Origin of the sequence: Methylobacter sp. Wu8 (assembly GCF_036440755.1) — a bacterium.
Lineage (GTDB): Bacteria > Pseudomonadota > Gammaproteobacteria > Methylococcales > Methylomonadaceae > Methylobacter_A > Methylobacter_A tundripaludum_A.
The window spans coordinates 12,353-27,621 of sequence record NZ_JAZGVT010000049.1 but is presented as its reverse complement, the minus strand read 5'-3'; the positions used below and the strand labels follow the sequence as shown (position 1 = coordinate 27,621).

General features: G+C 49.9%; 9 protein-coding genes and 1 pseudogene. 6 read left to right on the top strand and 4 right to left on the bottom strand.

Annotation, left to right across the window (positions count from 1 at the left end):
- Positions 1-431: 431 nt before the first annotated feature.
- The gene (locus V3O24_RS05400) at positions 432-1,376 is read right to left on the bottom strand and encodes an AraC family transcriptional regulator (protein ID WP_104425220.1); all 945 of its coding nucleotides are present in this window, start codon (positions 1,374-1,376) and stop codon (positions 432-434) included.
- 481 nt (positions 1,377-1,857) lie between these two features.
- On the opposite strand from V3O24_RS05400, the gene V3O24_RS05395 reads away from it, so the two are divergent.
- The 5 genes and pseudogenes from V3O24_RS05395 (at position 1,858) to V3O24_RS05375 (ending at position 9,738) form a co-directional block, all read left to right on the top strand.
- Entirely contained in the window at positions 1,858-3,963 is a 2,106-nt protein-coding gene (locus V3O24_RS05395) for a TonB-dependent receptor (RefSeq protein ID WP_331306509.1), read from the top strand.
- Between the two features lie 163 nt (positions 3,964-4,126).
- Positions 4,127-5,380 (top strand): amidohydrolase family protein, encoded by a 1,254-nt coding sequence (locus V3O24_RS05390; RefSeq protein ID WP_331306508.1) that lies wholly within the window; start codon positions 4,127-4,129, stop codon positions 5,378-5,380.
- 98 nt (positions 5,381-5,478) lie between these two features.
- Positions 5,479-5,658: pseudogene (locus tag V3O24_RS05385) on the top strand (IS1 family transposase); the annotation flags it as partial.
- 398 nt (positions 5,659-6,056) lie between these two features.
- Positions 6,057-6,749 (top strand): hypothetical protein, encoded by a 693-nt coding sequence (locus V3O24_RS05380; RefSeq protein WP_331306507.1) that lies wholly within the window; start codon positions 6,057-6,059, stop codon positions 6,747-6,749.
- An 85-nt stretch (positions 6,750-6,834) separates the two neighbouring features.
- Complete coding sequence (locus V3O24_RS05375) at positions 6,835-9,738, top strand: methyl-accepting chemotaxis protein (protein WP_331306506.1); 2,904 nt, start codon at positions 6,835-6,837, stop codon at positions 9,736-9,738.
- Between the two features lie 733 nt (positions 9,739-10,471).
- Here V3O24_RS05375 and V3O24_RS05370 read toward each other — a convergent pair.
- From V3O24_RS05370 to V3O24_RS05360, 3 genes are all read right to left on the bottom strand, one after another.
- The gene (locus V3O24_RS05370) at positions 10,472-10,714 is read right to left on the bottom strand and encodes an addiction module protein (RefSeq protein ID WP_219820914.1); all 243 of its coding nucleotides are present in this window, start codon (positions 10,712-10,714) and stop codon (positions 10,472-10,474) included.
- 129 nt (positions 10,715-10,843) lie between these two features.
- Positions 10,844-11,725, bottom strand: a complete 882-nt coding sequence (locus V3O24_RS05365; RefSeq protein ID WP_331306505.1) for a hypothetical protein — start codon at positions 11,723-11,725, stop codon at positions 10,844-10,846.
- Positions 11,726-11,727: 2 nt separating this feature from the next.
- Positions 11,728-13,059: a DNA methyltransferase gene (locus V3O24_RS05360; RefSeq protein ID WP_331306504.1), complete on the bottom strand. Its 1,332-nt coding sequence runs from the start codon at positions 13,057-13,059 to the stop codon at positions 11,728-11,730.
- Positions 13,060-13,563: 504 nt separating this feature from the next.
- On the opposite strand from V3O24_RS05360, the gene V3O24_RS05355 reads away from it, so the two are divergent.
- Entirely contained in the window at positions 13,564-14,997 is a 1,434-nt protein-coding gene (locus V3O24_RS05355) for a PepSY-associated TM helix domain-containing protein (protein ID WP_331306503.1), read from the top strand.
- Positions 14,998-15,269: the final 272 nt, after the last annotated feature.

Below are 15,269 nucleotides of genomic sequence, written 5' to 3'. Positions count from 1 at the left end.
GTAATAACGTCCCGACATAGATCGGATGAAATTTTTCCGTTCGCACTGAGCTTGTCGAAGCCTGTCATGAGCTTGTCGAATGGGGGGGGGCGGAAAAATTTCGATCTACCGCGTCAAGCCGATCATGCTTCGACAGGCTCAGCACGAACGGCTTGACGACCGAAAATAGTGATTTCGGGAAGTTATTTGTAACCAGATCCTAAGTCTTCATGCTCTTCATGGTAATTGCCTAAATTAATTTATGCACGATCCTAAACAGCCTTCAGCGCCGTTCCCGATGCAAGGGCTGGGTTTAACGTCAAGCCCTAGTGCTCAGTCAGTATTGATCTGTCGAGTAAAAATCGTTCAACTCAGCGTAAATCCGCTCATCCTTCGACAAGCTCAGGACGAACGGATTTACTTTTACCTGACAAAACAAGAATGACTGAGTATTAGTGGTGCTTGGCAATTTGCTTGGGGGAAACGCCAAAATGCTTGGCGAATGCCGCGCTGAAGTTGCTGGCATGCTGATAACCGACCAAGTCGGCAGCAACACTGACATGGCATTGCCCGGTTTTCAGCAGCTGATAGGCGTGGTTCATCCTGATTTCCAGCAATAAGCCGTAGGGTGTGTTGTTTAAAAAATGATGGAACAACTGCTTTAACTTAAGCTGATTGGTTCCGACCCGCTTGGCAAGATCCGCTACCGAAGGCGGATGCCTGAATTCATTAAACAAAATATCGCGGGCCAGCATCGCCTTGGCCTGGTCTTGTTGCGAGAACTTTGCAGAATGTTGCGGCGCATCCTGGAAAAGATGGTTCAATTCAGAGGCCAAGACAGTCATCGCCAGTCCGCGCCTGAAAACCGGTTTAACTTCATCGGCGACATTGCAGGCCGTTAACAACTGCACGGCCAAAACGCCTTCTGCCGAGATAGGCCGGCAGCTTAACAAACGCATGTCCATGCGATTAAGCAAACCTGCCGTTTTGGTCTTGCCGAAAACCCGATCCAGCCAGTTTTTACCCATAGAAAACCGCAGCTGAAACATGTCTTTCTCCGCTTCATACTGACGCTCCCCGATGCTTGAACCGAACGTTGTTATCGACGTGTAGCCCTGCTTAAACAAGAGTTCGGAACCGTGGTTGTTGATGAAGCGGGAACGGCCTTTTATACCGAGCGTTACCACCAAACGCGGTTCCTGCTGCTCGATATTGCTTAATACGGCGACGTTTTTCCGCGGCGCGTAACGGGTTTCTATATAACTAAAGTCCTGTTCCAGCTGGTAAGCCTTTGAATAGCCGACTCCCAAGTGATCGGGTAAAAGCTGTTGCAGGCACTGCTCCCCCGGCAGGAATTCGGTTGACAGCTCTTCGTTTCTGATACTAAGCGGCGGCATCTTCGGTTTTTTCCTATCAAGTTGCAAACACGATCAAGAACATCAAGCACAAATCACGCCTTGATTTCATTATTCAATATTTTTAGGGATTTAACCTGCAAAATCCGGTGAAAAAACGCAGGAATGCTTAGAAAAATAGGTCATATCCCGCACTTCGGCATCAAAAATAGGTCATATCGCGCATAAATTTGTCCGGCTACGTTTGCCATACAAAACATTACGTTTGCCATACGAATGAGTCCCGGCCTGATTGCCGTTATTGGATAAACTTTTTCCGATTAAACAGCCGGGTCAATCGCACAGATTGATTTGAATGTTGAATAAAAAATGCTCAGCCAATGCTGAGTTGTATTTTCTGCTAGTTAATAGCATTACTTAAGTTGGAATTATTATGAAGTGCTTACGCTCCAATCGGGTTGTTACGCTTTTACAGTTAAGCGGCCCCTTATTATGTCTTCCTTTTTTTCTGAGTTCCGCCGCAATGGCGAAAGAGCAGCCAAAAACAGCTGAAGCAAAGCAAAAAATAGCGAAAAAACAGCCAAGCACCGAGCTTAAAACAATGGTGGTGACGAATAAGAGTGAGCAAAAGCTTGCCGCCGCCAGTGCGGAAGTTGCGCTTTCTCCAGGAGGCGTCAGCGTGGTTGACATCAATGATTTACATGATCGTAACATTTCCAGCGTAGCGGATTTTTTCCGCTATGTGCCCGGCGTTTGGGCGACCAGCCAAAGCGGCAACGACGAAGTGTTTATCACCAGCCGCGGTTCGAATCTGGATGCCAACAACTTTGCCGGGAGCGGCGTTAAGTTGCTGCAAGACGGCCTGCCGGTTACTGCCGCGGACGGCAACAACCACAACCGCATGATCGATCCGCTGGCTTCGAGTTTTGCAACCGTTGCGCGCGGAGGCAATGCGTTTAAGTACGGCGCCAGCACTTTGGGCGGCGCGATCGATTTCACATCGCCCACAGCCCATGACAGTCCTACCGCGAGGCTCTCGCTCAGCGGCGGCAGTTTTGGCCAGTTCCTCGGACGCGGCACGGTCAGCAAGGTTTTCAATGACAGCTTCGACGGCCTGTTGACTCTTGAAGGAAAGGAATGGGACGGTTTCCGCGACCATAACAAACAGGATCGCTTTGGCGTATACAGCAACTTCGGCTGGAAAATATCCGACTCCATCGTTAACCGTACCTTTGTGAGCTACATTAAAAACAATCAGCAGTTGCCGGGCCAGCTGACTCGGGCTCAATTCGACGCCAATCCCTACCAAGCCAGCACCCAGGCTATCGGCGGCAATTATCAGTTGAACACCGAGACCGAGCGTGTCGCCAACAAAACAACCTGGACCATTGATGACAAAAGTTCTCTCGATGTCGGTTTTTCTTTTGAAAACCAGCATCTTTATCATCCGATCGTGGATACGGTGCATTTTTTCCCCGGCGATACCGCGGACAGGTTCAGTCTGCTGGTCGATTCCGTCCAGCAGGACTGGGGTACGACAGCCCGCTACAACCTGCGCCTGGATAGCCATGACTTATTGCTGGGCGTGAATTACGGCACCAACTCGGATAAAGGCGGCAACTACACGAATGTCGGCGGCAATCGCGGGCCTATGACCAATCAAATAACCAAGGAAGCCGATAATGTCGAGATTTTTGCCCAGGATCATTGGCATATTACCGATAAATGGACGTTGACGCCCGCGTTGCAAGGCGTGTTCGCACACCGTGAAGTCAATAATACAAGATTACCCATTCCTCAGGACGCCAACGCCAATGTTTATGCTCAAGGCGGCAACCCCAGCAATGACTATAGCGGTATTAATCCCAGTTTAGGCTTGATGTATAACCTGACCAAGAGCGCCAGCCTTTACGGCAATGTCAGCCGCTTGTACGCGCCGCCGACTAACTACAATATTTCGGATAACATTACCGCAGGTTTAAGCACCACCAATCTGAAGGCGATGGAAGGCACTTCCGTCGAAATAGGCACGCGCGGCAATCAAAAACTTGGCAACTTAAACGATGTGAACTGGGATTTGGCGCTGTATTATTCATGGCTTAACAACGAAATTTTATCCACTACACCTCCAGGCGGGTCTGCCAAGGCGGCGAATTTTGATAATACCATCCATGCAGGCGTTGAAGGTTTAATTGGCGGCAGCTTTGCCCTGGACGGCAAGGGTACGCATACGATCAAACCCATGCTGACATACACTATCAACCATTTCAGCTTTGATAATGACCGCACTTACGCCAACAATGCGTTACCGGCTGCGCCCAAATACTTCTTAAAAGGCGAGGCCATATACCACCATGCGAGCGGATATTTTATCGGCCCTACTTTCGATGTGGTTGGGAAGCGCTGGGGAGACTACGCGAATACTTATAAAATTGATTCATACGGCTTGCTGGGCATGCGCACCGGTTGGTCCAATAAAAATTATAAAGTGTTTCTCGAGGGCCGGAACTTGCTGGATACCAAATACGTTGCCAATACCAATATTATGAACACCGCGACGGCAACGGATGCGATGTTAAACGCCGGTGCGCCAGTGTCATTTTATGGCGGCATAGAAATCACGTATTAATTGCTCATCAGCTTTACCTCGTTTCCAAGCGGGCGCAGACCGTTTTACGGATGTTGCCGTATTCCTATGCCGGACGGACAGCATGTCCCGTCCGGCATAGGAACAGGTCCCAGCGCCATACATTCCAAGCTGTCTTATCATTGTTCAACCAAGGTTTTCAATCATGCCGATACACGTCTTTAGGCAGCCGTTCTATAAATGCCTGCCGGTATTACTGTTCACACTCAATGGCTGTGTAGCAAGCCAAGCCTCCATGCAAAAGCCCGATACAAACGCCATTCTGGTACACGCAGAGCGGGTGTTTGACGGCAATGATTTTAAAACGAACACATCGGTCTTAATCGAAAACGGCAAAATAGCCCGGATCGATAGCCGCGAATCGTTCCGGCACATTACCGCGAAAGAAATCGACTTGGGCGACGCCACGCTGTTGCCCGGATTTATCGAGCTGCATGCGCACATAGGCTACCACCATATTCCCGGCGACACCGTTCTTAAACACGGCATCACCACCGTGCGCGATGTCGGCGGACCGGTGCACCAACCCTACGGCGGCGACGGCAGCCTGAGGGTGCTGACTTCCGGGCCGATTATCACCGCTCCCGGCGGCTACCCGATACCCAGCCTTGGCGAAACCGATATTGCGATTCCTGTTGCGACGGCAGAGGACGCACGGAAAACCGTTCGCAACCTGGTCGAAAACGGCGCCGCAGTGATCAAGGTCGCGTTGGAGCCGGGCGGGGAGGCGGGCGCGCCCTGGAATTCAGAACATGGCCACGGCCATCCGTCGGCGCATCATGAATCAGGCCACCAAAAGCCCGGATTGCATCGGCAATGGCCTTTGTTGCCGGAACGGACCGTGCAAGCCATCGTCGAAGAAGCGCATCGCTTAGGGCGAAAAGTGACGGCTCATATCGGCGAATCCGAAGGAGCGGAACTGGCGATTAACGCCCATATCGACGAATGGGCGCATGTGCCTTGCGCGGTCATCCCCGAAACGCTGCTAAAAAAAGCGGTCGCGCAGCAAGTCAAAATCGTCACGACGATCGATACCTTATCTAAATGCCCCGGCGTTGTCCGCAATGTGCAAACGCTCGCCGGACTGGGAGCCGAGTTTTTATACGGCGCTGAAATCGCGCATCCCGATATTCCCTGGGGTATCGATGCGCAGGAGCTGATCTATATGATGTCGGTTGCAAGAATGCAGCCGCTGGACGCCTTACGCGCGGCAACATCGAAAGCGGGACGGCAGCTTAATATCCCGTTGCTCGGAACCCTGCAAGCGGGCGCGCCTGCGGACATCATTGCCGTGAAAGGAAATCCGGTTGAAACGCCCAAAATCCTGGAATATCCCGATCTGATCATGTCGGGCGGCAAAATTGCGGTTAATAATTTTGAAAAGAGCGTGGATGAGTAATGGGTTAAAAAAGTGTAATTTGCTCATATAATAGCCAATATGACATGTTATCAAGAAATTACCTGCCCGAATTGTGGCAGCAACCAAATTATGAAGGGGGTAAGCGCAACACACAAAAAATTGAACGTAAAAATTTGAATTTCAGAACCTGGATTAAACGACTCACACGAAAAACAATCTGCTTTTCGAAGTTGGAAACACTGCATGACACTGTCATCGGGTTACTGATTAACAAGGTCGAATTTGGCATGGATATTCATGCAAAATTACAGATTTAACCCACCACCAAAAAACTGAGCAATTATGTTAGCCGCTTTCATGCCCTACGCTTTCCGTTTTAAGCCTATCAGGTTCTCGATCGGCACTGTGTCATATGCCCTGATTTTTCTGTGTCAAATGCCCCCGCCCATCGTTTAGCCGTTTGCCCAAGCCCAGCAACCACGCCGTTTCGCTGCGTTTTTACAGCAAAAACCAAGATATTTAGCATTTAACATGCCATTTGTGGCGGCATATTGTCGCGCGGCAATATGACTCATTTTCAAGGCCGCTTTTATTCCCTAGAATGCACGCAACTCTTGTATGCGCTCCCTCTCCTAAAGGGACTAGAGTCAGCTATTCTTCCTCTGTGTGCGGTCAGCAGCCCTGGCCGCATCTTTTTTAGCCTACAGGTGGAATCATGAAACGGAATTACCAAATAGATACATCTTTCATTATTAATGACCACGATTTGGTCGAGCAAATCGCCTTCCATGAAGCCGGTCACGCAGCCGCGATTTATCTTTGCAATAAGCAAAAACAACTGCCCCCGGTGTTTTTTCAAATCAACATCAAAGCCCTGGATCGCCAACAAGACAGTCCCCTGAATACCTGCTTACTGACTCATGACCGCTTTGCCGCCGCCGTAGAGGGAGGCCGCCTGATTCATAGCCTGCCGGTCGCGCTGCTTGAAAACGCTCATGACTTATCTCTCTCCGATCAAACCGCCTATCAGACCGCCTTTGAAGCGGATATGATCAACCTGTTGGTCGGCCCTTTGGCCGAAGCAAAACATGTCGCCCTACGCGATGACGAGCTGTTTAACGCCCGGCTGGTTAACCTCAACGCCCTGCATAATTACGGCGGCAGCTTCGATCTTGAAAAGGTTAACGAATACCTGGACATCTTTATCGCGGATCGAAGCCGGCACCCGGAAAAATTGGCTGAGCTGTTCAACAAAGCCTTTCAATTCATCAGCTCGCCGCTTCACTGGCAAGCCATCGAGCGCTTGGCCCGTTATATTCTTAATAACGAGGAAAACATCATCAGCTGCGAAGCGGCGATTGCAGTGCTGGATCAAAACAAGGCTATGGGCGGACAAATGTTTTATTGATCGCCCGGATCACGTCTATTCCGCATGGACAAACAAGCAACCCGCATGCCGCAAATTAACCAGCCATTAAACGGAAAAACCGCTCATGAAAACCGATAAGCAAGTAACCGATGTGGAACATATCCTTACCGGCAGTGATTCGATTGTTTCCAAGACCGATTTAAAAGGCATGATCACCTACGTTAACGATGCTTTTGTTCATATCAGCGGATATTCCAGAGAAGAACTGATCGGTGCGCCGCACAATGTAGTACGCCATCCCGACATGCCGCCCGAAGCGTTCGCGGATTTGTGGACATCGATGAAAGCAGCCCGACCGTGGACCGGCATCGTCAAGAATCGCTGCAAAAACGGCGATTATTACTGGGTGCTGGCCAATGCCGCACCTATTTATGAACACAACCGGCTGGTCGGTTACATGTCTGTTCGCAGCAAACCCGACCGCGAGCAAGTCAAGGCGGCAGATGCGGCTTACCGGTTATTTCGTGCAGGCAAGGCCCGCAATCTTCAAATTCAGGACGGCAAAGTCGTTAAAACCCAACTGTTGCAGCCGTTCAAATTATTCAAGGATTTAAACATCAAATCCCGCCTGATAGCGATTATCGGCCTGCTGTCTATACTGCTGGCGGTTGTCGGCGGTATAGGGTTGTTCGGCATGAGCAAGGCCGAAGACGGTCTGCGTAATGTGTATGAGGATCGCACCCTGCCGATCAGCCAGATTTCCGCGATTCAAAAACTGCTGCTGACCAATCGGTTGAACATTGCAGCAAGCCTCAATAGCCCGACCCCGGAGACGATCAAAAAAAATACCGCCGAAGTGGAACAAAACATCGAGCAAATCACCCGGCTTTGGGATGACTTTAGGGCTAGCCGGTTAACGGATCAGGAAAAAATACTGGCGGATCGCTTTGCCGAGAACAGGATGCGGTTCGTGGCGGATGGATTAAAACCGGCCATTGCGGCATTGCGGGCCAATGACATAGGGCTGGCCGGTAGAGTCGCGGATAGAATCGACGGTCTTTATCTGCCGGTCGGAGAGGGCATCCAACAGTTGACGCAATTGCAGCTGGATGTAGCCAAACAGGAGTTCGGAGCCGCCCGGCTGCGTCATCAAACCATCCGAGCTCTATCCATCGGCCTGATTGCGGCGGGCATTACGCTGGTTATAGGGCTCGGTTTGGCGCTGATTCGCGTCATTGTCCGGCCGCTGGAAACAGCCATTGCCCACTTCGGCCAGATTGCCCAAGGCAATTACAATAACATCATCGAGATTGAACGCCGGGATGAGATTGGCAAGGTGATGGAATCCCTCAAGGCAATGCAAACCAAGCTGGGTTTTGATGTTGCTGAAATCAAACGCATTTCAGACGAGAACCTGCGGGTCAAGATTGCGCTGGACAGCATTTGTACCGGCGTTATGATCACCGACAATGAGCGCAACATCATTTATGCCAACAAATCGGTGGTCGATATTCTCAGCAAGACCGAAGCGGATATACACGAACAATTGCCGAACTTCACAATTGACAATCTGATCGGCACTAATATCGACGACCTGCACAAAAAACCCGCGCACCAAGCCCAGCTGCTGTCATCCTTAACCGGCGCCCATAAAGCCGACGTACTGTTGGGCGACCGCTCCATGGTGGTGACAGCCAATCCGATGGTTAACGCACAAGGGCTGCGTGTGGGCACGGTGGCCGAATGGCTGGATCGCACCACGGAGGTAGCGATGGAACAAGACATGTCGATCATTGTCGAGGCCGCCGCAATGGGCGACCTGAGCAAGCGCTTGGACTTGCAGGACAAGAAAGGCTTTATTCTTCAACTGGGCACAGACATGAACCGGCTCCTGGAAACCAGCGAGAATGCGCTTAATGAGATTGCACGCGTACTCGGGGCTTTATCCCGCGGCGACCTGACTGAAACCATCACCAACGACTACCAAGGCACTTTCGGGCGGCTCAAGGAGGACTCCAATACGACGGTGGAAAAACTCAAAGAAATCATCGGCGTAATCTGGCATGCCACCGACAATATTAATGCCGGGTCTAAAGAGATTGCTTCGGGCAACAATAATTTATCGCAGCGCACCGAACGGCAGGCCGCCAGTTTGGAAGAAACCGCCGCCAGCATGGAACAACTGACCGCTGCCGTGCAACAGAATACTAAAAACGCAAAACATGCCAACCGGCTTGCAACGGACGCGTCCGAGATAGCCGGTCGAGGGGGCGTTATTGTCGGCCGGGTTGCGGCTACGATGGATGACATCAACGAAGCTTCGCACAAAATCGGCGATATTATTTCAGTAATCGACGACATTGCTTTTCAAACCAATATTCTTGCTCTTAACGCGGCGATAGAAGCCGCCCGAGCCGGTGAACAGGGCAGAGGTTTTGCGGTCGTGGCTATCGAAGTGCGCAACCTTGCGCAACGAGCGGCCTCGGCGGCGGAAGACATTAAAAGGCTGGTCGGCGATTCGGTAGAGAAGGTATCGGACGGCAGCCAACTGGTCGTTCAGGCGGGCCAAACCATGCAGGAAATACTCAGCTCTATTCGCGGCGTTACGGCCATCATGTCTGAAATTACCGTCGCCTCGATTGAGCAAAACGCCGGTATTGAACAAGTCAATCAAGCCATCGCGCAACTGGACGATGTCACCCAACAAAATGCCGCCCTGGTTGAACAAGCCGCCGCCGCTGCCGAATCGCTTGAAGGACAGGCGCAAAATCTGGCTGTTACCGTGGGCGGTTTCAAGATAGACGAGCAATCGCGCCATCGGCTGAAAGCGGTAAACGAGACGAAAGCCGCCGGCACCAAAGTACCGGGAATCCGATTGATCGGTCATAGAGGCCATCAAGAGCACGGCATCCTGGACATCATAAAAAGCCACGGCAATCACGCCCACCATGCGCGGGAAAGTATCGCGGTCACCAAGCAAAATTCTCAACGGGTGGCGGTTGTTAACGGCGATTGGGAGGAGTTTTAAATATCCCGGATAGAGGAAAAGTCAACGCTCGGGCAGTTGCTTCTTCGACGGCTTTGGTAAAGCGGTCTCCTAAGGATTTGGTTAAAAATAACTTCCCGAAATCACTATTTTCGCTCGTCAAGCCGTTCGTGCTGACCCTTCGACTACGCTCAGGACTAAAGGCCTTGTCGAAGCATGAGCGGCTTGACGCGGCGGGATGAAATTTTTCCGCCCACCTATTCAGCAAGCTCATGACAGGCTTCGACAAGCTCAGGGCGAACGGAAAATTTTTACTCGATCCATATCGGGAAATTATTGCCGACCATATCCTTAGGAACGTGCATGAAATAACTTGAGCAAGTTTTATTTTTCATTTTTTAACCATGAAGGACATAAAGCGGCATGAAAGGTTTAAGTCTTCATGCTCTTCATGCTCTTCATGGTAATTGCCTAAATTAATTTATGCACGGTCCTTAGCGGTTTTTGGGCCAACGTCTCGGATTACGAGCATCATGTAACACAGCCAAAATATATATGAGATTGCCCCGTACCGCATAAAACAAACCGTAAGGGAATCGCGGAAGGAGAGCTCGGCGCACATTGGGAATTACCTCGCCATAAAGCAGAGGCGCTTGCTCTAGCCGCTTTAGCTGTAACTCCACTGCGGCGATGAACTCTTCACCGAGACCGGGGCTTTGCAATTCATACCACTCTTGAGCTTCGCCAATTTCGCGCAACGCTCGCGAAGAGAATTTTAGGCGGAACGCCATGAGCCATCTTTAAGGCAGGATTTCACCTGCTCCCAAGAATAACCAGCCTCCGGGTTTGCCTCAAACTCCGCCATTCGCGCTTCGAGCTCAATCTTTAGTTCAGGCGAAATCTCCACGGCTTCAGGCACCGCTGCAACGCTGTCCCAGATAAGCTCAACAAGACGAATACGCTCTTGTATCGGAAGTTCAAGAATATCGGAAATAGAAATATTGTTCATATCGGACATTGTACCCCTTTTCAGAAAACACGCTAACGTAGCGCTAACCGGGCGCGGCACGGAAAGCTGAAAAATAGAACCTTAGATAACCGTGCTCCGATTGAGCGCAGGGTTAGGCATGGGCGTTATTTGTGTAATTTAAGTGACTGCGCCTTGCTCAATGTAACGAAGGAAAGCGATTGCTTTTTCCTTGTTTTGGAAAGAAGCATCAATTTTATCGCCGTTGCTGTAACGAACAATGATTTCGTACTTTCTGAAACCTCCTTCGCGCAATTTATCTTCACGATAGCTTGTCACGAAAGTGATTGCATCTGTGATAGTTGTAAATTCGCTCTGTTGCCCGTGTAGAGGTATTAGAATAATCTGCTCAATCTGTCGATCAAGAGTCGCTTGTAGCTCAGCGAAAAAAAGGTCAAGCAAGGCTTGATTGCTATTGACCAGATTTTGTTTCAACTGTGTACGAATTTGCGGCGAAATGGTATCAATTTTATCAATAGTATCCTGAAAAATTGCATCAGGCGTAACTTCGTCAAACTTAGCGTCGATGCCAATAGATGCGAATGCTGAAACAATACTTTCATAGGGGAACAACGCAACTTCAAAGCCCGATGTCCTCATTTGGGTCAAAGAACCACTTGTAAATACACCAGCTAAAATAACACCTAAAAATGGCTTGTCCCAATCGTACTTTTCAGCAATTGGCAATATTGCGCCTTGAATCTCTTGTGCTTTATTGCGGGAGTGTTTTGTATAACGCCTCCAAGCTGCTTCGATAAAAGCCAAAGGCCGACCACGAACATTTTCACAGCCGCCCCTTTCAATCACAAAATCTAGGTCATGGCTATTGCCATATTTGTCTAGCCATGCAACTTTCTTTCCGCTCCTCGCATTTCCGCGAACCCCTTTTTTATCTAAATATAAGCCGCGCTCACTGCAGAATGACTGAAGCTGCGGGGTCATTATTTCTTCCAGCAAATCCCCAATGATTTGACCGAAGCGATGAGATGGTGAATTAGCCATAATTACCCATTAATCCAAAGACGACCTTCATGCAGAAGAACGTCATGTTTTCTATTTTTCCATTTGATGTTTCTATCTCGAATTTTTTCAAACTCCCATGACTTAAAACCATAAGCCAAAGCTAGTTCACCGAACCAACGCTCTACCGGAGCATGAACGCCGTAAGGAGCTGAATCACCGATTACCAAACAAACTGTTGCCCCAGCCTTAGTTACTCTACGCAAGGCTTTGAATGTTTTTGCCATATCACCAAAATAGGCTGCAAGCATTAAATGGTAAGCCTTATTCCCCCCTTTTGTTTTCCTGACTTCATCAAGTTCGTTACATACATTTGATAATTCTTCTTTAATTGGGATAACATCAGGATCATTTAGTAACTGATCCAGCTTCATTTTGTCTTTAGAGGCATGCTGCGAACTAGAACAGATTAAATATTGCCTTACACTTTCATGCAAATCACCCCACGAGGCAATTTCCCCCCAGAATGTCATTTCTAGGCGAGTAGCATCGGCATAGTCATAATTGTTTGCGTAGGGCGGGGATGTCACTACCAAATCAATGGATTTATCGGGAACACCTAAAAGGGTTCGTGCGTCACTTTGAAGCAAAATTGCTTGATTTATTTCTGAGTTGTTTTGCATAAAACTCATATCATCCATCATCATTTTTGCTTGAAGAGTCAAAGCCTCATAAGGACTGGTTACACGAGATTTTGTTTTATTTGGTAGCACGTACTGCCATTGAGCGGTGCCCACGCAGCTGGTTGTTCGGAGTATTGAATTGATAGCTAAAAACACTAAATCATTGATCGGCCCAGACCAACCAGATGAAAGTTCAAAATAGGCTGCCTTAATGCTATAAAGTTTATGTAGATTTTCATCGGAGTAGCATTTTGTGATTAACTCTGGCGTATCATTTACACTTACCCTCTCTCGCACTTTCATGGCAGATTCTACTAAGTTATTTATTGCGATTTCAAACGAGTCAATGCCTTCCGCCCAAGCAATTTTACCCCTAGCTAGTCTAAATACAAATGGATGAGACTCAACGCCATACGATGAAATCCCGAGCTTATCGGCTGCAACGCAAACTGTGCCAGAACCGACAAATGGGTCAAGGACTGCCGTTGCATGGCTGGTTTGTAAAACATCTTCCACCCAAGCGGCTGAAAAACCTGCTGAATATCGAAACCACCGATGAACTGGTAGCTTCATATTGTCAGTAAAAGTTCCTGATCGTGCTTTTTGAACTGGAGTTTGTTTCTTTGTAGGTTTTTTGATGGGCTGTCTGATAGGCGGAGCGGCGAAAAGGCTTAGTTGTTCTGGGATACCCATATAAATTCCTGATGAGACTATAAACAGGTAGATTATACCATTCTGTGTATTGTGCCTTTGTATTAACGCCTAACAAGTGATTATATAGTCTTCTGTATATCTACCACGAAACCTGCTTCGCCACCATAACGCTATAATATACAAGGCTTTTCCATTTCTGTATATCGTCTTAAATGCGTGATAACCGGTGTCTGCTTGAGACCAAATTGCTGTCGTTTAATCAGACGAGGTGATCGACAGCAAAGGGGCGACAGCGGCTATTCTACATTTCCAAAAAACCACCATCGCTACTGGCGTGATCCTATTGGTATCGATGGCTAGGCTTACAAGTAAAATGATCAATGCTCAAGCCTGTCTGGTATTTCTGACGCAGGAAAATGCGCTTTAAACAATGAACCGCCGCCACTTTGAATATTGTCGGTTTTGCCTGGCACGCAGACAAAAATAAACACCGCATAATCCCGTATGGGATAATTATCGCTTTATCCATCACCTGACAACGCTATGCAATTCCCCATCCAACGCCTGCTCAACCGGGCAACCTGGCTTAAGGTTCATCTTTATCTGGCTTTAATCGGCGGCTTCTTTTTTGCGTTGATGGGGCTGACCGGCAGCATTAGCGTTTACCGCGAAGATCTGGACCAGCTGTTGAACCCGCAGCTGGTTATCGAGCAGCCGTCGGGCAAGCGCCAGTCGCTGGATAAAATCATGGCCGCAGTGCAGGCGGCACATCCCGAACGCTACGGCTCCTGGACGCTGGAAATGCCCAGATCGCCTCACGGCATGATTACCGCCTGGTACGACAAGCCCAGAGAAACCTTTTTCGAGCTGTACGCGCCGCTGATGGTGTCGGTGAACCCGTACACCGCCGAGGTCGTCGCCAGCCGGTTCTGGGGGCAAACGGCGACCACCTGGCTGCTGGGCCTGCACACCCAACTTAATCTTGACAGTTTCGGCTGGAATGCGGTGGGCGTTTTGGGCTTATTGCTGATGGTTTCCGTCGCTACCGGCGTTTATTTGTGGTGGCCGGGTATCCGGGGAATTTGGGATGCGATCGCCGCGCCTGTTCCCGGCAGGCTTGCGGCATACACACCATCCCTGGCGATAAAGGTCCGCCACAATGCGGGCATGATACGGCTTGCGTTCGACCTGCACCGCCTGATCGGGCTGCTTAGCGCATCGGTCTTATTGTTGCTGGCATTCACCGGCTTTAATCTGAGTTATCCCTCGATACTGGAAACGCTGACCGGCTCATCCGGCATGGAACACGGCGAAACGGGGCGCGACATCGTCAGCACGGCGACTCCGAACAATCACCCGGTCAAGCTGGAATCGGCGGAATTTGTCGCACGCGGCCCGTTTCCCCGCGCCGAACTCAGGCGGGTCACCACGCCTGCCGGCGACAGCGGAATTTATCGCATCAATTTGCGCCAAGGCAGCGAAATCAACCAGCGGCATCCCTACACTACGGTCTGGGTGGATAGATGGAGCGGTCAGGTCAAGGAGGTGCGCGACCCGTCCGGGTTTAGTCCGGGCCAGACTTTTGCGACCTGGATATGGCCGATGCACACCGGCGAGGCTTTCGGCGCAACTGGCCGGTTTATCTGGTTTCTTTCCGGCATCGGGCTGTTTATTCTCTATGTCAGCGGCCTGCTGCACTGGCTGCACCGGCACGGTAAGGTCAAGGATCGGAAGGTGAAGTTTATCGATAAGGATGCTGCGGCGGCCGCGCTACGACCGCTGGTTTACCGCTTGCAGGACGCTGTCCACCGCGCAGGCCCGATGCTTTTCAGGCTAAGCGGGCTGCTGCGGCAAAAGGCAAAACTTTATGCACCGCAGGTGAGGAAAGGCTGTGCAATGCTGTTGCAACGGCTGCGTTCGCTGATAATAAATCTGATAAACCGGCAAAAGCGGATAGGGAAAAATAACTGGGAGTGACGCCAAGACCGTTAAATTTATTTTATGTGGAACCTAGAAAAACCTGTTCCGTTCATGCTTCGACAAGCTCAGCACGAACGGAACAGGTTGGTTTTCTTAGAACCGTTCGTATTGAGCTTGTCGAAATGCGAGGTTTTTCGAGGTTCCTATGTGTGAAGGAGCGTTGGCTGGAGTGCAAGCTCTGCTTGCATTAGCGGGCGAAGCCTTCACTCCAGATGCCCGGCATTGGGGATAATGCATGGGCTGGGGAGCCGTGTAAGTTGAGCTGCCGA